Annotated in this window: 13 protein-coding genes; 4 read left to right on the forward strand and 9 right to left on the reverse strand. The window is 66.4% G+C overall.

Annotated features, from left to right (window positions below; all coding sequences use genetic code 11):
• Positions 1 to 370: 370 nt before the first annotated feature.
• From AC1Q7Q_RS11225 to AC1Q7Q_RS11240, 4 genes are all read right to left on the reverse strand, one after another.
• Entirely contained in the window at positions 371 to 1,180 is an 810-nt protein-coding gene (locus AC1Q7Q_RS11225) for a YbaY family lipoprotein (protein WP_492372187.1), read from the reverse strand.
• Between the two features lie 69 nt (positions 1,181 to 1,249).
• The gene (locus tag AC1Q7Q_RS11230) at positions 1,250 to 1,843 is read right to left on the reverse strand and encodes a thioredoxin domain-containing protein (RefSeq protein WP_492372186.1); all 594 of its coding nucleotides are present in this window, start codon (positions 1,841 to 1,843) and stop codon (positions 1,250 to 1,252) included.
• Positions 1,844 to 1,881: 38 nt separating this feature from the next.
• Entirely contained in the window at positions 1,882 to 2,427 is a 546-nt protein-coding gene (locus AC1Q7Q_RS11235; protein WP_492372185.1) for a DUF1697 domain-containing protein, read from the reverse strand.
• Positions 2,428 to 2,533: 106 nt separating this feature from the next.
• Positions 2,534 to 3,928 carry an aminotransferase-like domain-containing protein gene (locus AC1Q7Q_RS11240; RefSeq protein WP_492372184.1) on the reverse strand — a complete coding sequence of 465 codons (1,395 nt, stop codon included), beginning with the start codon at positions 3,926 to 3,928 and terminating at the stop codon, positions 2,534 to 2,536.
• A gap of 93 nt (positions 3,929 to 4,021) precedes the next feature.
• Here AC1Q7Q_RS11240 and AC1Q7Q_RS11245 point away from each other — a divergent pair, with 93 nt between their 5' ends.
• Positions 4,022 to 5,221, forward strand: a complete 1,200-nt coding sequence (locus AC1Q7Q_RS11245; RefSeq protein WP_492372183.1) for an MFS transporter — start codon at positions 4,022 to 4,024, stop codon at positions 5,219 to 5,221.
• A gap of 151 nt (positions 5,222 to 5,372) precedes the next feature.
• Here the strand turns inward: AC1Q7Q_RS11245 and AC1Q7Q_RS11250 are convergent, their stop codons facing one another.
• The 5 genes from AC1Q7Q_RS11250 to AC1Q7Q_RS11270 form a co-directional block, all read right to left on the reverse strand.
• Positions 5,373 to 6,773, reverse strand: a complete 1,401-nt coding sequence (locus AC1Q7Q_RS11250; protein WP_492372278.1) for an FAD-binding oxidoreductase — start codon at positions 6,771 to 6,773, stop codon at positions 5,373 to 5,375.
• A 112-nt stretch (positions 6,774 to 6,885) separates the two neighbouring features.
• Positions 6,886 to 7,689: a 4-hydroxy-2-oxoheptanedioate aldolase gene (hpaI, locus tag AC1Q7Q_RS11255; protein ID WP_492372182.1), complete on the reverse strand. Its 804-nt coding sequence runs from the start codon at positions 7,687 to 7,689 to the stop codon at positions 6,886 to 6,888.
• 46 nt (positions 7,690 to 7,735) lie between these two features.
• Complete coding sequence (locus AC1Q7Q_RS11260) at positions 7,736 to 9,220, reverse strand: NAD-dependent succinate-semialdehyde dehydrogenase (protein ID WP_492387160.1); 1,485 nt, start codon at positions 9,218 to 9,220, stop codon at positions 7,736 to 7,738.
• A gap of 465 nt (positions 9,221 to 9,685) precedes the next feature.
• The gene (locus AC1Q7Q_RS11265; RefSeq protein WP_492372699.1) at positions 9,686 to 11,209 is read right to left on the reverse strand and encodes a UxaA family hydrolase; all 1,524 of its coding nucleotides are present in this window, start codon (positions 11,207 to 11,209) and stop codon (positions 9,686 to 9,688) included.
• A 6-nt stretch (positions 11,210 to 11,215) separates the two neighbouring features.
• Positions 11,216 to 12,238, reverse strand: a complete 1,023-nt coding sequence (locus tag AC1Q7Q_RS11270; protein ID WP_492372700.1) for a tripartite tricarboxylate transporter substrate binding protein — start codon at positions 12,236 to 12,238, stop codon at positions 11,216 to 11,218.
• A 146-nt stretch (positions 12,239 to 12,384) separates the two neighbouring features.
• On the opposite strand from AC1Q7Q_RS11270, the gene AC1Q7Q_RS11275 reads away from it, so the two are divergent.
• The 3 genes from AC1Q7Q_RS11275 to uca all read left to right on the forward strand — a co-directional run bounded on the left by AC1Q7Q_RS11275 (position 12,385) and on the right by uca (position 19,170).
• Positions 12,385 to 13,371, forward strand: coding sequence for a LysR substrate-binding domain-containing protein (locus AC1Q7Q_RS11275; RefSeq protein ID WP_492372701.1), 987 nt, complete (start codon positions 12,385 to 12,387; stop codon positions 13,369 to 13,371).
• Positions 13,372 to 13,703: 332 nt separating this feature from the next.
• On the forward strand, positions 13,704 to 15,557 hold the full coding sequence (gene atzF, locus AC1Q7Q_RS11280; protein ID WP_492372702.1) for an allophanate hydrolase: 1,854 nt from the start codon (positions 13,704 to 13,706) through the stop codon (positions 15,555 to 15,557).
• Positions 15,558 to 15,570: 13 nt separating this feature from the next.
• The gene (gene uca, locus AC1Q7Q_RS11285; RefSeq protein ID WP_492372703.1) at positions 15,571 to 19,170 is read left to right on the forward strand and encodes an urea carboxylase; all 3,600 of its coding nucleotides are present in this window, start codon (positions 15,571 to 15,573) and stop codon (positions 19,168 to 19,170) included.
• Positions 19,171 to 19,174: the final 4 nt, after the last annotated feature.

The raw sequence follows: 19,174 nt of genomic DNA on the forward strand, positions 1-19,174 counted from the left end.
GTTGACGGGCGATGCGACCCAGCACGTGGCGTGGTGGCACGCGACGGAAGCTGCACTTTACCCGTGACCTGTGTGGCTTGTCTGCAAAAAGTGGCGCTTTCTTGATGGTTCTCGGCGGGGGCAACCAGTGGCTAGCGCGCTGACCGCGCGGCCAGTCCCATGCGATCCGCGACCGCTGACAGGCGCCGGTCGCGCAGCGCGCCCAGCACCAGATGATGCGAATTGACGTGCATCACGGCTTGCGGTCAGGCCTGTATCCGCTGTGAGGTGGCCGCAGTCACCTGCGCCCAAGCCAGGCCTGGACTTCAGCCTGGGCCGTGCATGACAACACTCAAGCGAGCAGCTGCCCCCCTTAGATGGACAGCCTCTTCTACCGCAGCGCTACAGCCTCGAAGCTCGCCACCACGGCATTGCCGGTGCCGAGCAGGTCGAGCTGGCGGCCCGCAATGCGGTAGCGCCGTACCGTTTCCAGAGCGTGCAGGAACTGCGTTTCCTGGGCCATGCCCTGCGCGCAGGCCATCATGGTGCCCGCCAGGCCTTTGAAGTGAAGCTGGTCGCCATCGGCTTCATAGCCGCCCATCAGGCTGTTACAGCCGCCATTGCCAGACAGCCGCGCGTCGTTCGTGGCGAGGATCAGGTGCGGTTCGCGCTGGTGCTCCGCCACGCTGACCGGCGCATCGCCCAGCCGCGTGAGCTTCCAGTAGGTCCCCCGCAACGGGCTGTCAGGCACCTGGGCTGTTGGCTTTCCCGATGGCTTCCCCTCGCCCCTGGAAGCCGATACCAGCTGCAACTGGAGCGGCGCGTTGTTGCCGCCCAGTGCCGGGACATGCGTGTCGGTGGTGAACAGCAAGCGGCCATGCTGCCGGATCACCGCCCGCACGGCGTAGCGATGGCCAGGCTCGATCGCCTGGTCCTGGTAGGCAACCCCGAAATGGAAGGGCGGCTGGCCCGCCGGATCCAGCGTGGACCGGCCGATAACCAGGGCTGGCGCGCCGGCGCGCGACATATCTTGCAGCGTGACTTCGAACACGGCATCGGGAGGCAGCGCGATACGCTCACGATAAGTCGCCGTGCCCGTCACGATACCGGCCAGCGCAGGTAACGCCAGGGTGGCAGCGAATGCGGCAAGGGTTTGGCGTACGGGGTGCTTCCACATGGTCTTGTCTGTTCTCAGGTTCATTGGGTGGAATCGTGAAGCGTTCATGCCATCACGATCAGGTAGTTTGCCAGGTTGGGAAACAACGGCTGACTATATGCCAAGCCGCTCTTTGAGTGCATCGGTAGTCAGCGCTCCCGAAAACGTCAACATCTCGCCCCCAGGGCCCTGATATACGGCAAACGGCACGCTGTCCAGATTCAAACGTAGAAAGTACTCGGTGTTGGCCTTGACCTGGCTCACGGCATTTTCCGGAGTCTGTGCGGCGGAGACCTCAAGCCCACCCTTGCGCGCATCGAGCAAGGCTTCATGATTGTCCATTTCCCTGACGGCGTTCTGGCTACCGAGCAGGTAGGCGCTCTGCAGCGCGGATTTTTCCGGGGTCAGCAGTCCGACCGGGATCCAGATGAAATGCGCGGACGACAGCAGTGGCTTCGCTGCCTTCCAGAGCTCACCGCAATGGGGGCACTGCGGATCAAAGAAGATATAGATCTTCCTGGCGCTGAGCACATTGCCGGCATTGAAACCGTGCGTGTTGCTTGCCACGGACTCGATCGACAGCGTGACAGCCGGCTGCTGGGCAACGCTGGACGGCGCGGGATTCGCGTCGACTTTGGCTTTCTCTCCGCAACCATGAATCTGGACGATGAGCGCTGCGCAGATCGGCAGCAGTAGTGTTCTTTTCATATGGAGATCGTTTCAAAGAAAATTCAGCGGGAAAGCCGTCAGCCAATAGCACCGAGCGCAATGAGCTTCGAGATCGTATTGAAATTACGCGTCGTCGCGGCCACCTTGAGCTTTCTCTCGATGAAATTGTTGTTGGCCTTCAGGTCACTGTATTTCGTGGCGCACAACACATACGCCATGTCGCCGACCACTTGTACCTGGTCTGGCGCATGTCCAAGCGCATGGAACGCTTCGAGCAACGCATCTTCAGGCCCGGCTGACAGCAGCGTGAAATAGAGCTTGGCGGGATCGGCGCCCTTGAACGGGTTGTTCTCCATCGCTTTGTTGAAGTACGGCGCCGACCTTGCCAGGACCTTGATATCGCCACCAAACCGTTCCTTGATGACATCGTGAACCAGGTCCTCGATGGCGGACTGGCTCAGGTTCGTGGAAGCAATGACGTTGCCACTCTGGATGTAGGTTCTCACGTTGCCGAGCCCCGCTTCTTCCAGCGCAGCGCGCAGCGGTGCCATGAGCACCTTGTTCTTTCCCGTCGGCGTTACACCGCGCAACAGAATGATCTTGTCTTCATGGTTCGACGCCATCGTGAATGTCTCGGCTGCTAAACGGCAAGTATAGACTGCGTCGCTTCTATGTAGGAGGCGACCATAGTGGCCCGGCTGACCGAGCTCTATCACATCGAGGCCCGCGTCAAGGGCTGGGGCGTACGTTCCTGGCCGTCTGCAACGCGTCACGCTGGCGTGGTCCGTCTAACGTCTGCGCCACGGCCAGGAGCCCGGCTTCCAGTTGCCGGATTGTGGCAGGCGCCGCCATGGCGATTCTTATCGTACGGCTTGCCGACACATCAGGCGCGGCAAAGGCGGCCAGGGGGGTGATTGTCACGCCTTGCCGTGCCAACGCGACGACGAGGTCATCGGGTCTCCAGTGTTTCGGCAGGTCGAGCAAAAGATGAAAGCTGGTGTGGTGCGCCTTGATGGGCCACGCCCCGAGGATGCGCCGCGCGAGGTCTTGCCGCAAGCGCGCCTCGTCGCGCTTCGCCACGATCCAGTGCGCCAGCGTGCCATCCCGCATCCATGCGGTGGCCAGTGAGGCCGTCATGGCGCTTGCGGACCACAACGTGGCGCGAAGTCCCTCATGGAGCCGTTCCCTGAGCCGTTCGGGTGCGACAATATAGCCCACTCGCAAGCCTGGGGCCGCGCTCTTCGACAGGCTGTGAATTTCGATTACGCAATCTGGCGCCAGGCTGCGCAGCGTTGGCGGAGGCGAAGCCTCGAGAAAGCCGTACACGCTGTCATCGACCAGTAGCAAGTCGTGGCGACGCGCGACCTCGATCAAGGCGAGCCTGCGCTCGAGCGGCATCACGCTCCCGGTGGGATTGTGAACCGTGGGCATCGTGTAGACGATGCGTACCCGGCCTGCATGCTTGCGGCAAACCGCATCGAGGGACTCCGGCACGATGCCGTCGTCGTCGATTGGTACGCCGACCAAGGGGATGCCCAACAGTTTTGCCGCGCTCTTGAAACCGGGGTAGGTCAGGGATTCCACGGCAACCAGATCACGCCGCGTGACAAGGCTTGCGAGAATGACACTCAGGGCGTGCTGGCTGCCGCCACAGACCATGATGCCCGCGGCATCGATTGGCGCGCTGGCGGTGGAGAACCACTTTGCCGCCATCTCCCTGTCTTCGCGACGCCCCGGATGCGGGTGATAGTCCAGCAGGGTCGACAGGTCCCCCTTGTCGGAGAGATGGCGAAGCGCATGACGCAACTGTGCGGCCTGCTCAGGCAGGACCGGATAGTTGAATGCCAGGTCGATCAGGCCGGGCTCGCGTTCGCTGATTTGAGAGAACTCGGCAGCGGCCTGTGTCTCTTGTGCGCGGACAAAGGTACCCCGCCCAACTTCGCCAATCGCCAGTCCGCGGTCAATGAGTTCCCGATAAACGCGGGCGGCAGTCGCGGCGGCGATGCCATGCTCATCCGCGTAATCGCGATGCGCCATCAACCGGCTGCCCGCTTCGAGCGTGCCGTCCTGTATCAGCGACGCAAGTCTTTCAACGTGTTCCAGGTATCGCGCAGGGGCAGCCATCGTTTCTTGGATTGATATTAGTGCAATGAAATTATTGCACTAATATCCCCGAGGGCCAATACTAAGTTCCCTCGATCCCTTGCCCACGAATCCATGCTTGATCCCCTGGTCCGTTCCACCGCGAAGGCGGGCCCATGGCCCGTCCGGGTGGTGGCCCTGACGCTGTTCCTGATTACCGGTGCGGTGAATCTGCAGGCGCCGCTTTACACGACTTACGCACGGGCAAGCCAGATGGGCGCGGGGGCGCAGACGCTTGCCTTCGCTTGTTACGTGGCCGGATTGGTGCCCACGCTGGTTTTCCTTGGCGGGCTATCGGATCGCGTAGGGCGAAAATTGCCTTTGATCGGCGCGCTGCTGCTGACATCCGCAGCAACCGCGTTGCCGATGATGTGGCCCCGGCTGGAGGCGCTAGCAGCGGCACGCGGATTGTGCGGCATCGCGACCGGGCTGATGGCCGGAAGCGGCACGCAGTTCCTTGTCGAACTGATCGGGCCTCGGCCAGCGGCGGCTGCGCGGGCCGCGCGCATCGTTGCGGCGGCCACCTCGCTGGGCTTCGGCTGCGGCGCGCTGGCGACCGGCCTCTGTCTCTTGGCGGTGCCGTCTCAACAGACCCCCGCGACCTACGGTGCTTACATATTTTGCGCCGCTTGCGGGGTGGTTTTGCTCGCCATGATCCGGGAGCCATCGTTCCCGCGGTCGTCGGCGTGGCTTCGCATGCCCGTTTTTCCCAGGCAGACGCTCATCTATAGCATTGCGATCCTCATTGCCTGGTCGGCCGTCGGGATGGTGATCGCTCTGGTCCCGGTGGCGCTCGCCGCGCATGGGCACGATGCGTGGACGGGGTTCTCCACGTTCTTCGTGATTTCAACCGGACTCGTTGTCCAGCCTGTGGCGCGCAAGCTATCGCCTCCGCGGTCGTTGCGCCTGGGCATGCTGCTCGTACCCTGCGGCTTCACCGTATTGATCGTGGGCGTCGTCTTCTCGTCGTTGCCGTTGCTGCTGTCAGGCGCGATGCTCGCGAGCGCGGCTTGCTACGGCTTTACCTATCTCGCAGGCCTCGCCGCGAATTCAACCTGTTCAACCGACGCCAACCGGGCTCGGGCAACGTCCGGCTATTTCCTCTTCGCGTATTTCGGATTCAGCGTGCCGGTCATCGCGAGCGGTGCGCTGGCGGATCGGGTCGGTGTGCATTCGGCGCTCTGGATCTTCGACGGCGGAATCATTGCGGCGACCGTTTTGCTCGCGCTGTCCATGGCGCTGCGATCGTCTATCAGGAGATATCGGACGATTTAGCCCGGTTTCCCAACGACAGCCTGTAATTCGGAATTACCTGCGCATGGTGAGAAACCAATAACCACCGGCTTCCGTTTTTTTCAAAGGCAGGAACCGGCGGATTATCAGTGAGAATGTTCCGCATTGATAGGCCGCCGGAGCCCGCTTTCCGTCAGTCCAGCCTTGGCAGCATCTTGGCGGGATTGAGCAGGTTCTTCGGATCCAGTGCCCGCTTGACCTGCCACATCAGTTCCAGCTCCACGGGTGATTTGTAGCGCTTCAGGTCGTCGCGCTTGGCCACGCCAATGCCATGCTCGGCGGAGATCGAGCCGTTCTCCGCGTGGGCCAGGGTGTCCACCGCCTCGGAGATCGGTGCGTACCACTGGCCGAGGAAGTCCGCGGCGCTGCGGTCCTTGGGGCGCAGCGGGTTGAAGTGCACGTTGCCGTCGCCCATATGGCCGTAGATCACCATGCGCGCGGCGGGCTCCAGTGCCAGCACCTTGGCCGAGGCGTCGCCGATAAACGCGGCGATGCGCGACAACGGCACCGACACGTCGCACTTGATGCTGCCGCCGGTACGGGTCTGCGCGTCCGAGATTTCCTCGCGGATGCGCCAGAAGCGCTGGGCGTCGGCCAGGCTGGCGGCCACCGCGGCGTCCAGCACCAGTTCTTGCGCCAGCCCGGCTTCGAGGATTTCCATCAGCGTGGCATTGAGGCTTTCGTCGCTGCCGCCGGAGGTCAGCTCGATCAGCACCATCCAGTCGTGCCGCGCGGGCAGCGGCGAAGCCACGTCGCCCAGGTATTCGAGCACCAGCTCCAGCGCGGGCGCCGAGATCAGTTCGAACGCGGTGACGGCCTGGCCGCCATGCTGCTTGGCCACGCCGAGCAGGCGCACGGCGGCTTCGGGGCTTTGCACGGCCACGAAGGCCACGGCATTGGCGCGCGGCTGCGGCATCAGCTTGAGCACGGCCGCCGTGATGATGCCGAGCGTGCCTTCCGAGCCGACGAAGAGTTGCTTGAGGTCGTAGCCGGTGTTGTCCTTGCGCAGGCCGCGCAGCGACGAGTAGATGCGGCCATCGGGCAGCACGGCCTCGATGCCCAGCACCAGGTCGCGCATATTGCCGTAGCGCAGCACGGCGGTGCCGCCTGCGTTGGTGGCCAGGTTGCCGCCAATCTGGCAGGAGCCTTCCGAGCCGATGCGCAGCGGGAACAGGCGCTGCTCCTGCTCGGCTGCGGTGCGGGCCGCGTTGAGCGTGACGCCGGCCTGCACCGTCATGGTGTCGTTGATGGTGTCCACGGCCAGCACGCGGTTCATGCGGCCCAGGCTGAGCAGCACCGCGGTGCCGCTGTCGTCGGGCACCGCGCCGCCCATCAGCGAGGTATTACCGCCTTGCGGCACCACCGGCACATCGTGCGCGTGGCACCAGGCCATGACCTGGCTGACCTGTTCGGTGGTGGATGGCATGACCACCACCTGGGCTTTGCCGCGATAGATGCGGCGGTAATCCGTGACGTAGGACTCGGTGTCGGCGTCGCCGCTCAGGCAGGCGCCGGCGCCGACGATGGCTTGCATCGCGGCCAGGGTGGCGCTGGTGGCGCTGGTGTCAGGGGCGGTGTGGGAATCAGTCGGCATGTTGGCGTGCTTTGTCGTGTTCTGTCGTGTTCTGTGATTGCGGTGGCGGGCATCAGTATGCGGCAGATGGCCCTGCCGCGGGCGCGGCGCCGGTGCCGATGAAGTCCGCGGCCAGCCGGCGTGCCGCGCCGGCATAGAGCAGCACATCCACGCCTGTCGCCACGAAGGTGCAGCCCAGATCCAGGTAGCGGCGCGCCAGCTTGGGGTCGGAGCTCAGCGTGCCCGCGGCCTTGCCGCTGGCGGCGATGGTGCGCATGGCGCCTTCGATGGCGGCCTGCACCTCGGGGTGGCCCGGGTTGCCGCGATGGCCCATGGAGGCGGCCAGGTCGGCGGGGCCGATAAAGACGCCGTCGACGCCGTCGACAGCGCAGATGGCATCCAGGTTCGCCAGGGCCTTCACGGTTTCGGCCTGCACCAGCAGGCAGATCTCATCGTCGGCCACATCCAGGTAATCGGCGCGTGCGCTCCATTGCGAGGCACGGCCCACGGCGCTGCCCACACCGCGGATGCCCTGCGGCGGGTAGCGGGTGGCGCATACCAGCGCGGCGGCTTGCTCGGCGGTATCCACCATCGGCACCAGCAGGTTCTTCGCGCCGATATCCAGCAACTGCTTGATCAGCGGGACTTCGCCGGCCACGCAGCGCACCACCGGTTGCGAGCGGTGCGGGGCGATCGCCTGCAGCGCATTTAGCGTACCGCGCAGGTCGTTGGGCGCGTGCTCGCCGTCGATCAGCAGCCAGTCGAAGCCGGCCGTGGCCGAGACTTCGGCGAGATAAGGCGATGCCATCGAGAGCCACAGGCCGATCTGGGGCTGGCTGGCCGCCAGCGCGGCCTTGAATGCGTTTTGTGCGGGCATGGTGTTCCGAGGAATGTCGTGGGCGTGGGTGGGATGCCGCCGGGTCTTAGCCGAGCAGGCCCTGGCAAATATATTTGGTGTGCATGTAGTCGTCCAGCCCGTGGCGCGAGCCCTCGCGCCCGTAGCCGGATTCCTTGACGCCGCCGAAGGGCGCGGCCTCCGAGGCGATGGCCCCTTCATTGACGCCGACAATGCCCGTTTCCAGCGCCTGCGCCACGCGCCAGATGCGGCGCACGTCATTGGAGTAGAAGTAGGCGGCCAGGCCGAAGGGCGTGTCGTTGGCGTCGCGGATCACTTCGGCTTCATCGGTGAAGCGGAACACGGCGGCTACCGGGCCAAACGTTTCTTCGCACGACAGCGCCATTTGCGGCGTGGCGTTGGTGAGCACCGTGGGCGCGTAATAGTGCGGGCCGTCTGCCAGGCGCACGCGTTCGCCGCCGGTCATCACCACGGCGCCCTTGGCGACGGCATCTTCGACATGGCGGGCGATCTTTTCCACGGCGCGCGCGTTGATCATGGGGCCGATCTGCGACGCGTCCTCGGTGGCAGGCCCGACCTGCAGCGCGGCCACCCGCAGCGACAGGCGCGCGACGAAATGGTCGTGCACGCCAGCCTGTACATAGACGCGGTTCGGGCAGACGCAGGTCTGGCCCCCGTTGCGGAACTTGGAGGCCATCAGGCCATCGACGGCGGCATCGACGTCCGCGTCGTCGAACACGATGAACGGCGCATTGCCACCGAGCTCCAGCGACAGCTTCTTGAGCGTGCCGGCGGATTCGCGGGCCAGGTGCTTGCCCACCGGCGTGGAGCCGGTGAAGGTGATCTTGCGCACGCGGCTGTCGGCCAGCCAGGCATCGACCACGGCGGGGGTATTGGCGCGCGAGGCGGTGACGATGTTGAGCACACCGGCGGGCAGGCCGGCTTGCTGCGCCAGGTAGACCAGCGCCAGCGCGGTCAGCGGCGTGTCTTCCGCGGGCTTGGCTACCACGGTGCAGCCGGCGGCCAGCGCGGGCGCGATCTTGCGGGCGATCATGGCGAGCGGGAAGTTCCACGGCGTGATGGCGGCTACCACGCCAACCGGTTCCTTGAGCACCAGCATCTTGCGGCCGGGGACGGACTCGGCGACGATCTCGCCGCTGATGCGGGTGGCTTCCTCTGCGAACCACTCTACGTAGGAGGCGCCGTACAGCACTTCGCCGCGGGCCTCCTTGATGGGCTTGCCCTGTTCGGCGGAGATGATCTGGGCCAGGTCTTCCTGGTGTTCGAGGATCAGGGCGTGCCAGCGCTTGATGATCTGCGCGCGGTCGCGGGCGGTGCGGCGGCTCCAGGTTGGGAAAGCTGCGGCTGCGGCATCGGTTGCCTGGATGGCATCCTGGGCGTCGCTGTCGGGCACGCAGGCGAAGACGGTGTTGGTGGCAGGGTTGGTGACATCCAGGCGGTGGCCGGTGTGGGCGGCTGACCACGCTTGGCCGATTAGGTTGCCGGTGCGGAGCAGGGCTGGGTGGGTTAGGGGGAGTGGGGTGGATGGCATGGTTTTTGGGATATGGGGGGTTGACTGCAACTGCAACTGCTTGAATTCAATGACAACTGCAACTGCAGTTTCACCACCCCTGCGGGGCGGCGACCTACTTTCTTGTCTTGCCAAGAAAGTAGGCAAAGAAGGCGCGCCGGATGGGGCGACACCCCCTCGGGCTTCGACGAAAAGAGCGGCCGGGACCCAAACTCGCATCGCCTTAGGGCGATACTCAGACATGGGTCCCTCGTTTCCGCTCTTTTCGCCGAATCCCGAGGCGCCCCATACGGCCTTGGCACACCTTGACGGCTCGCTTCGCATCGCGCGTGGGTGTTTCCCGCCCATTCGGGCGGGAAACACGGCTACACCAGTTGGTTGATCTTGCCGCTGGTTTGCTCCCCTCTCCCGCCTGCGGGAGGGGCGGGGGAGAGGGCGGGTGATCGCAATTTCGCAATGGTTCCAGGCTGCGAGGCTTTCTACTTTCTAACTGACAATCCCCAAGTGCCAAGGCACAAACTCGTTGTCCCCCAGCCCGAGCGCCTCGCTCTTGGTTGGCTGTCCCGAGGCCGCTTCCAGGATGTGCTCAAAAATCCGCTGGCCCATCTCGTCCACGGTCAATTCGCCGTCCAGCACCAGCCCGCAGTTGATGTCCATATCGCCTTCGAGCCGCGTGTACATCGGCGTATTGCTCGCTAGCTTGATGGTCGGCGCTGGCTTGGAGCCGAACATCGATCCGCGCCCGGTGGTGAAGCAGATCAGGTTGGCGCCGCTGGCGATCTGGCCGGTGGCGGCGACGGGGTCGTAGCCGGGGGAGTCCATGAAGACGAAGCCGGCTTGCTCGATGGGCTCGGCGTATTCATAGACGGCCTGCAGCGGCGTGGTGCCGCCTTTCATGGCGGAGCCGAGTGATTTTTCGAAGATGTTGGCGAGGCCGCCTTGCTGGTTGCCGTGGCCGACCACGCCGTTGAACTGGGCGTTCTGGCCGGCGGTGTAGCGCTCCCACCAGGCCAGGCGGTCCAGTAGTTTCTGGCCGACTTCCGGCGTGACGGCGCGGCGCGTGAGCATGTATTCCACGCCGTGGATCTCGGGGGTTTCCGACAGGATGGCGGTGCCGCCGTGGCGCACCAGGATGTCCATGGCCGCGCCGAGCGCCGGGTTGGCGCTGATGCCGGAGAAGCCGTCGGAGCCACCGCATTCCAGGCCGATCTTCAGGTGGCTGGCGGGCACGGGCTGGCGCGTGGCGGTATTGGCGCCGGGCAGCATCGCCTCGATGGCGCGGATGCCGGCCTGGATGGTGGCCGCCGTGCCGCCGCTGTCCTGCATGACCATGGTGCGCACGTGGCTGCCGGGCACCAGGCCTTGCGACTCCATCAGGCCCGCTACCTGGTTGCGCTCGCAGCCCAGGCCCACGATCAGCACACCGGCCAGGTTGGGGTGGCGTGCATAGCCCGCCAGCGTGCGCCGCAGCACGTCGAAGTGCTCGCTGGGCGAGGACATGCCGCAGCCGCTGCTTTGCGCGAAGGCGGCCACGCCGTCCACATTGGGAAAGGCCGCCATGCGCTCGGGCGTGAAGTGGTCAGCGATATGCCGGATCACCGTGGCCGAGCAGTTCACCGACGACAAGATGCCGATGAAGTTGCGCGTGCCAACCCGGCCGTCGGGCCGCACGAACCCCATGAAGGTGGCGCGCTCGGCCTCGGGCACATAGTCCACCGGCCGCACGTCCTGGCAGAAACCCGGGTCGCGATAGAAATCCACCAGCGCCAGGTTGTGCGAATGCACATGATCACCGGCCTCGATGTCGCGCTCGGCCACGCCGATCACGGTGTCGAACTTGCGGATCTGGGTGCCCTTGGCAATGGCGCAGGCGGCAATCTTGTGCCCCGCGGGCACCTGGGCGCGCACGCGCAGCCCCAGTTCAGGCAGGTGCTGGCCAAGGCTCAGGGCGTCCCGGGCAATCAGGACGTTGTCGTTCGCATGCAGGCGGATCAGGGCGGCGGAGTTCACGTTGGGTCAGCCTTGTTGCAGCAGTTCTTTGAGCTTGAGGCGCTGGATCAGGTGGGTTTCCTGGTCGTACACCGTGCTGATGTAGCGCTTGTATTCCGGGCCGTCCAGGTACATCACCGGCGCGTCGATGCGGGCGGCGACCTGCTGGAATTCCTTGCTAGCCACGGCCTGGCGGAAGGCGTCGCGCAGCTTCTTTTCCACCGCCGGATCCAGGCCGACGGGCGCGCCGATGCCATTGGGCGCTTCCACCACCACGTTGTAGCCCAGTTCCTTGAGCGTCGGCGTGTCCTTGAAGCGCGGCGTGCGCTGGTCGCCCCAGGTGGCCAGCAGGCGCAGCTTGCCGGCTTCCACGTGGGGCGCCCACGAGCTGGAATCGGCCAGCAGGTCCACTTGCCCGGCGAGCACGTCCTGCAAGGCCTGCGCGCCGCCCTTGTAGGCGATGGCATTGAAGCGCACACCGGCGGCCTGCGCGAATTCTTCCATGCCCACGTGGGTGGCGCCGCCGATGCCGGCATGCGCATAGGTGAGCTTGCCCGGATGCGCCTTGGCCTCGGCCACGACGTCCTTGAGCGACTTGAAGCGCGAGTTCGCCGGCACCGCGATGCCGAAGGTCTGGCCGGAGGTGCGCGCCAGGTAGGTCAGCTCGCTGCGCGGGTCCAACTGCAGCATGCCAAGCTGCGAGAAGCGCGTCACCGAGATCGGCACCTGGCCGATGGTGTAGCCGTCCGGCTTGGCGCGGGCCAGTGCCTTGGTGCCGATCATGCCCGATGCGCCGGCGCGGTTTTCCACCACGATGGATTGCTTGAGTACGCCGGACGCCACCTGGCACAGCGCGCGCATGGACTGGTCGGCGGTGCCGCCAACGGGCCACGGGCAGATGAAGGTGATGGGCCGGTCCGGATAGTCGGCGGCACGTGCGAGGCCCGGCAGCAACAGGCCGGCACTGCCAGCCGTCGCAGCCGTGGCGGCAGCGGCGCCGCTGATGAGCAGGCGGCGTCGCCCGTGGTTGATGCCGTGGGATGCGATCATGTGTCGTCCTCGCAGGGTGTCGTTATTGGAGTCATGGGCTGGTGGCAATGTCCACCGGTCAGGCCGGATTGTGGCAAAGCCATTCATAACAATCCAATCAATCATCGGAATGGCTTCATAACCTTAAAGTTAAGTAGAATCGCGCCATGCCACAGATCGACCGCGCCCTGCGCTCCAATATCAAGCTACGCCACCTGCAGCTGGTGGTGGCGCTGGAGGAGTTTCGCCATCTCGGCCACACCGCCGAGTTCCTCTCCGTCAGCCAGCCAGCCGTCTCCAAGATGCTCACCGAGGTGGAGAAGACGCTGGGCCTGACGCTCTTCACGCGCTCCACGCGCGGCACCGAGCCTACGCCGGCCGGCGCGTCGCTGGTGCGTTTTGCCCGCTCGGTGCTGGCGCAATACGAGCGCACGCGCGACGAGATCGCCGTGGAAGCCAGCGGCGCCGCCGGGCGCACCCGGGTGGGATCGATGGGCGCGGCCCTGCCGGTGCTGCTGGCGCAAGCCATAGGCCTGCTCAAGCAGCGCTCGGCGCAGGCCACCGTGCTGGTGGAGGAGGGCGACCTGCCCCACCTGCTGCCCAAGCTGCGCATCAGCGAACTGGACCTGATCGTGGGGCGGCTGGAGCCTGGCTACGCCGCCCCGGACCTCATCACCGAGCCGCTCTATAACGAGCCGATGGTGGCGGTGGTGCGCAGCGGCCACGCGCTGGCAAGCAAGCGTGCACCGGGCTGGGCGGACCTGGCCGGCATGCCTTGCGTGGTGCCGCCGCCATGGGCCTCGCTACGGGTCAAGATCGAGCAGGAGTTCTATCGCTTTGGGTTGCAGCCACCAACCGACCTGATCGAGTCGTCGTCCTACCTTGGCATCACCACCTTCGTCTCCCAGCTAGATGCCGTGGGCTTCCTGGCCAGGTCGGTGGGGCAGCAGTTCGAGCGGGAAGGCCGCTTCCATATCCTGCCCATGGACATAGCGCTGGAGCTGCCGCCAGTGGGCGTGATCACGCTGCGCGAGGGGCGGCCCACGCCCAGCAGCATCCAACTGGTCGAATGCCTGCGGGCAGCGGCCGGGCAATTGGCCGCGCCGCCGGCCGGTGCGAAGAGGCCGGCGCGCGCGCCGCGGCGCACGAAATAGCCAGCCTGCCGCGATCAGCGCGGCCTGGCCAGCAGGTACTTCGCCAGCGCGTGAAACGCCGGGATAAACCAAGCGCTAGCGGAGCCGGCTCACGACGCACCACATTGCGGCTCGGTCGTTCCCACAGGCACTGTTTAGGTCCACGCAAGCCGCCCCATGGTGCGGCTTGCGCGGGTGCCCTGCATGCGTATTCGGCCCGCGAAGGCGCCCTGGTGACCAATCTCCCTGATATGTAAGAGGAATACATTTGAATACATTTTCCTTCTTACATGGCATGTCTCCTGCTTTGTTGGTCTGCAACGCCCTCATGTATACAACCCGGGATACAAGCGATGACCAGCAAGACGCCTCTGCGCCGATCCGCCGCCAGGCTTGGCAGTTGCCGAACGCTGCCTGACTGGCAACAGCTCTACAAGACGCGAGGCGCCTCGCCCGCGGACGCGCTGGCGCCGTTCCTGGACCTGGACGCAGCGGACCCGGCCTGGATCGCGCGGCTGGATGCGGCGCGGCTGCAGTCCCAGCTAGCTGCGCTGACCGCGCGCGTTGAAGAAGCGGGCGGCCAGCTCGATGCGTTTCCCCTCTACGGCGTGCCGTTCGTGGTGAAAGACAACATCGACGTGGCAGGGTGGCCCACCACGGCGGCGTGTCCTGCGTTTGCGTATGTGGCCGAGCGCGATGCCGGCGCGGTGGCGCGGCTGCGCGCGGCCGGGGCCATTGTGGTGGCCAAGGCTAACCTGGATCAGTTCGCCACGGGCCTCGTGGGCGTGCGTTCGCCTTACGGCGCGGTGCCCAACACCTTCGATGCGGCATATGTCAGCGGTGGCTCCAGTTCGGGCTCGGCGTCTTCGGTGGCGCGCGGCTGGGTGCCGTTCTCACTCGGGACCGATACGGCGGGCTCGGGGCGCATTCCCGCGGCATTCAACAATATCGTGGGCCTCAAGCCGACCCGGGGCTGGTTCTCCAGCGCCGGCGTGGTGCCGGCCTGCCGCACGCTGGACTGCGTCTGCGTGTTTGCGCTGACGGTCGACGATGCCGCGCTGGTGGCGGAGATCGCCGGCGGCTTCGACCACGACGATCCTTACTCGCGCACCTATCCGCAGAGCGCGCCTGCCGCGCTGGCGCCATCGCCCGTGCTGGGCATTCCCGATGCGCCGGCATTCTTTGGCGATACGCAGGCGCAGGCCAGTTTCGAGCAAGCGCTGACGGACTTGCAGGCCATGGGCGCCAAGCTGGTGCCGATTGATTTTTCGCCATTCGCCGAGTTGGCCGCACTGCTCTACCAGGGGCCATGGGTGGCCGAACGCTTCCTGGCGGTGAGCCAGCTTCACGCCAGCCAGCCGGAAGCCATCGATCCGGTCGTTCGCGTGATCGTGGAGGAAGCGGGCCGCTATAGCGCGATGGACGCGTTCAGCGCCGAGTACCGGCGCGCGGCGCTGACCCGCGCTATCCACCTGGCGCTGGCAACGGTCGATGCGCTGGTGGTGCCGAGCGCGCCGTCGATCTATACGCTGGCCGCGGTGCAGGACGATCCGATCCGCCTGAACGCGCGGCTTGGCACCTATACCAACTTCGCCAACCTGGCTGACCTGTCGGCGCTGGCGCTGCCGGCCGGTGCGCGCGAGGACGGCCTGCCTGCCGGCATCACGCTGATTGCCCCGGCCTGGGCGGACCGCGCGTTGGCCCGCTTTGGCCGGCAGTGGCAGACGGCGCAAGCGTTGCCGCTGGGCGCCACCGGGCGGGCTTGTCCCGTTGGTGCGCAGCGCGCGACGCCGGTCACGCCGGGATCGGTGCGGCTGGCCGTGGTCGGCGCCCACCTTAGCGGCATGCCGCTTAACCATCAACTGCTCACGCGCCACGCGGCCTTTGTGGAGGCTTGCAACACGGCGCCGTGCTACCGGCTTTATGCGCTGGCGGACACGATCCCGCCCAAGCCCGGGCTGGTGCATATCGGCACAGGGCAGGGCGCGCCGATCGAAGTCGAGCTCTGGGATGTGCCACTGGCCAGCTTTGGCGCCTTCGTCGCGGAGATTCCCGCGCCCCTTGGCATCGGCAAGCTGCTGCTGGAAGACGGCCGGCAAGTTACCGGGTTCATCTGCGAACCCCGAGGCCTGGAAGGCGCCAGCGATATCACGGCATTTGGCGGCTGGCGCGCCTATCTCGCCAGCGCGGACGCCAACGCAACCTGACCCGGGAGCGCCGATGTTCCACACCGTACTGATCGCCAATCGTGGCGAGATCGCCGTGCGGGCCATTCGCACCCTGCGTGCGCTAGGTATCAAGAGCGTGGCCGTGTATTCGGATGCCGATCGCAATGCCGCGCATGCCCGGCTGGCCGATGTGGCCGTGCCGCTGGGTGGCGAGCGTGCGGCGGATAGCTACCTGGTGGCCGAGCGCGTGCTGCAAGCCGCGTTGGATACCGGCGCCCAAGCCGTTTTCCCCGGCTACGGCTTTCTGTCGGAGAGCGCGGCGTTTGCCGAGGCCTGCGAGGCGGCGGGCCTGGTGTTCATTGGCCCGACGCCGCACCAGCTCCGCGAGTTCGGGCTCAAGCACCGGGCGCGCGAGCTGGCCGCCGAAGCGGGGATACCGATGACGCCCGGCACCGGCCTGCTCTCCAGCGTGGAGCAAGCCCTGCGGGAGGCCGCGCGCATCGGCTATCCCGTCATGCTCAAGAGCACGGCCGGCGGGGGCGGTATCGGCCTGTCGCGCTGCGCTGATGACGCCGAGCTGAGCGCGGCCTTTGACAGCGTGCAGCGGCTGGGCGAGCAATTCTTCAAGGATGGCGGCGTCTTTATCGAGCGCTGCCTGGACCGCGCGCGGCATATCGAGGTGCAGATCTTTGGAGATGGCGCGGGCCGCGTGGTGGCGCTGGGCGAGCGGGATTGCTCCACGCAGCGCCGCAACCAGAAGGTGGTGGAGGAAACCCCGGCACCGCACCTGAGCGAGACCACACGCCACGCGCTGCATCGGGCCGCGATCCAGCTGGGCGAATCGGTGCGCTACCGCTCTGCCGGCACGGTGGAGTTCATCTACGACGTGGAGCGGGAGGATTTCTACTTCCTGGAGGTCAATACCCGGCTGCAGGTGGAGCATCCCGTGACCGAGCTGGTGACCGGGCTGGACCTGGTCGCGTGCATGCTGAAGGTGGCCGCGGGCGATGCGCTGGACTGGGATGCCATCTCCCGCCCGCCGCAGGGTGCGGCCATGGAGGTGCGGCTCTATGCGGAGGATCCGCTCAAGCAGTTCCAGCCCTCGCCGGGCACGTTGACCGAGGTGGCCTTTCCGGACGGCGTGCGCGTCGACGGCTGGGTCGAGACCGGCACGGAGGTGTCTGCCTTTTACGATCCGCTGCTGGCCAAGCTGATTGTCCACGGCCCCACCCGCGCTGCCGCGTGCGCAAGGCTCGCGGCAGCGCTGGCCGCCACGCGCCTGTGCGGCATCGCCACCAACCTGGACTACCTGCGCCAGATCGTCGACTCGCCCGAGTTCACCACGGGCCGCGCCTTCACGCGCATGCTCGACCGCTTTCCCTACGCGCCGGCAGTCATCGAGGTGCTGGAGCCAGGCACCTACACCAGCATCCAGGACGTGCCGGGCCGCACGGGCTACTGGCATATCGGCGTGCCGCCGTCCGGCCCGATGGACGACTACGCCTTCCGGCTGGCCAACCGCATCGTTGGCAATCATCCGGGCGCGGCCGGGCTGGAATGCACGCTGGTGGGGCCACGCCTGCGTTTCCATGGCGCGGCCGTGGTGGCGCTGGCCGGCGCGCCTTGCACGGCAACACTCGACGGGATGAACGTCCCGTTCTGGGCGCCAATCAGCGTAGCCCCTGGGCAGGTCCTGGCGCTCGGCAAGGCCACGCAAGGCTGCCGCACCTACCTTGCTGTGCGCAATGGTTTCGATGTGCCGCGCTATCTGGGCAGCCGGTCCACCTTCGCGCTCGGGCAGTTCGGCGGGCATGCCGGCCGCACGCTGCGGTTGGGCGACATGCTCCCGCTTGGCCAGCCACATCTGGCTGCCAGCGGCATCGAGGCCCCGGTGACAGCGCCGCAGGCCGCACCCGCGGCACTGGTGCCGGCCTACGGCCAGCATTGGGAGATCGCGGTCCTGCATGGCCCGCATGGCGCTCCCGACTTCTTTACGCCGGCATCGATGGAGACTTTTTTCGCCACGGACTGGGAGGTGCACTACAACTCCAACCGCCTTGGCGTGCGCCTGCTCGGGCCCCGGCCCGAATGGGCGCGGCGCGACGGCGGCGAGGCGGGACTGCACCCATCCAACGTGCACGACTGCGAATACGCAATCGGCGCCATCAACTTCACCGGCGACTTCCCGGTGATCCTCACCAATGATGGCCCGAGCCTCGGCGGCTTTGTGTGTCCCGTCACGGTCGCCCAGGCCGAGCTATGGAAGGTTGGCCAGGTCAAGCCAGGCGACCGGATCCGCTTCCGGCCAATCAGCTTCGATGCCGCGCGTGCCTTGCAGGCGGCGCAGGATCGGGACATTGCCGGGCTGCGGCAAATAACGCGTGCGCCGCCGCTGCCGGCGCCGGCGCGTTCCACCGCCATCCTTGCCGGGCGCGCGGCCAGCGGGCATCACCCGGCCATCGCCTACCGCCAGGCGGGCGATGGCTACTTGCTGCTGGAGTACGGCGAGAACGTGCTCGACATCGGCCTGCGGCTGCGGGTGTACCTGATGATGGAGGCGCTCACGGCGCAGCCGGTAGACGGCGTGCTGGAGCTATCGCCCGGCGTGCGCTCGCTGCAGGTGCGCTACGACGGCCAGCGCATCCATCAGGCGGCGTTGATCGAGGCGCTGCTCGCCATCGAGGCCGGCTTGCCGGACGTGGCCATGCTGAAGATCCCCACGCGCGTGGTGCACCTGCCGATGGCCTTCGAGGATGGCGCCACGCTGGATGCCGTGCAGCGCTACCGCGAGACGGTCTGCGCCGACGCGCCATGGCTGCCGAACAATGTCGACTTCATCCAGCGCATCAACGGCCTGGCGCATCGCGACGAGGTGCGGGACATTGCGTTCGCGGCGCGCTATCTGGTGCTGGGGCTGGGCGACGTCTACCTTGGCGCGCCTTGCGCCGTGCCGCTTGACCCGCGCCACCGGCTGCTCACCTCCAAGTACAGCCCCGCGCGCACCTTCACCGCGGAAGGCACGGTCGGCATCGGCGGGGTCTATATGTGCATCTATGGCATGGACTCCCCGGGCGGTTACCAGCTGATCGGGCGCACACTGCCGATCTGGAACAAGTTCCTCAAGAACCCGGTGTTCGCGCCCGGCGCGCCGTGGCTGCTGCGCTTCTTTGACCAGGTGCAGTTCTACCCCGTGTCAGAGGCGGAGCTGGACCGGCTGCGCGAGGATTTCCGCGAAGGACGCGCCACGGTGTGCATCGAGCACGATGTCTTCGACTTTGCCGCGTACCGCCAGTCGCTCGTGGACAGCGCGCACAGCATTGCTGCCTTCCAGGCGCGGCAGCAGGCGGCCTTCAGCGCGGAGGTGGCGCACTGGAAAGCCCATGAGGCCAACGCCGCGCCCATCGAAGTGCCGGCCGCCTTGCGCCATGACGAGCACGACGGCCATGCCGTGATGGCGGAGATGAGCGGCAGCGTGTGGAAGGTGCTGGTTCAGCCCGGCGAGCAGGTGCGGGCCGGGCAGCCGCTGCTGGTGGTCGAGGCCATGAAGATGGAGCTGACCGTGCTGGCCCCGGTGGCGGGCACGCTGCTGGCCATGCGCTGCCGCGCGGGCTCGGCGATCAAGGTGGGCGACCGCCTGGCGTCCATCGCCTGACAAG

Source organism: Cupriavidus sp. GW823-FHT07A04, from assembly GCF_058794615.1.

Excerpts from the sequence above, each read along its gene's own strand:
- AC1Q7Q_RS11225 (WP_492372187.1), bottom strand. The coding sequence starts at position 1,180 with ATGAACCTGAGAACAGACAAGACCATGTGGAAGCACCCCGTACGCCAA.
- AC1Q7Q_RS11230 (WP_492372186.1), bottom strand. The coding sequence starts at position 1,843 with ATGAAAAGAACACTACTGCTGCCGATCTGCGCAGCGCTCATCGTCCAG.
- AC1Q7Q_RS11235 (WP_492372185.1), bottom strand. The coding sequence starts at position 2,427 with ATGGCGTCGAACCATGAAGACAAGATCATTCTGTTGCGCGGTGTAACG.
- AC1Q7Q_RS11240 (WP_492372184.1), bottom strand. The coding sequence starts at position 3,928 with ATGGCTGCCCCTGCGCGATACCTGGAACACGTTGAAAGACTTGCGTCG.
- AC1Q7Q_RS11245 (WP_492372183.1), top strand. The coding sequence starts at position 4,022 with ATGCTTGATCCCCTGGTCCGTTCCACCGCGAAGGCGGGCCCATGGCCC.
- AC1Q7Q_RS11250 (WP_492372278.1), bottom strand. The coding sequence starts at position 6,773 with ATGCAAGCCATCGTCGGCGCCGGCGCCTGCCTGAGCGGCGACGCCGAC.
- hpaI (WP_492372182.1), bottom strand. The coding sequence starts at position 7,689 with ATGCCCGCACAAAACGCATTCAAGGCCGCGCTGGCGGCCAGCCAGCCC.
- AC1Q7Q_RS11260 (WP_492387160.1), bottom strand. The coding sequence starts at position 9,220 with ATGCCATCCACCCCACTCCCCCTAACCCACCCAGCCCTGCTCCGCACC.
- AC1Q7Q_RS11270 (WP_492372700.1), bottom strand. The coding sequence starts at position 12,238 with ATGATCGCATCCCACGGCATCAACCACGGGCGACGCCGCCTGCTCATC.
- AC1Q7Q_RS11275 (WP_492372701.1), top strand. The coding sequence starts at position 12,385 with ATGCCACAGATCGACCGCGCCCTGCGCTCCAATATCAAGCTACGCCAC.
- atzF (WP_492372702.1), top strand. The coding sequence starts at position 13,704 with ATGACCAGCAAGACGCCTCTGCGCCGATCCGCCGCCAGGCTTGGCAGT.
- uca (WP_492372703.1), top strand. The coding sequence starts at position 15,571 with ATGTTCCACACCGTACTGATCGCCAATCGTGGCGAGATCGCCGTGCGG.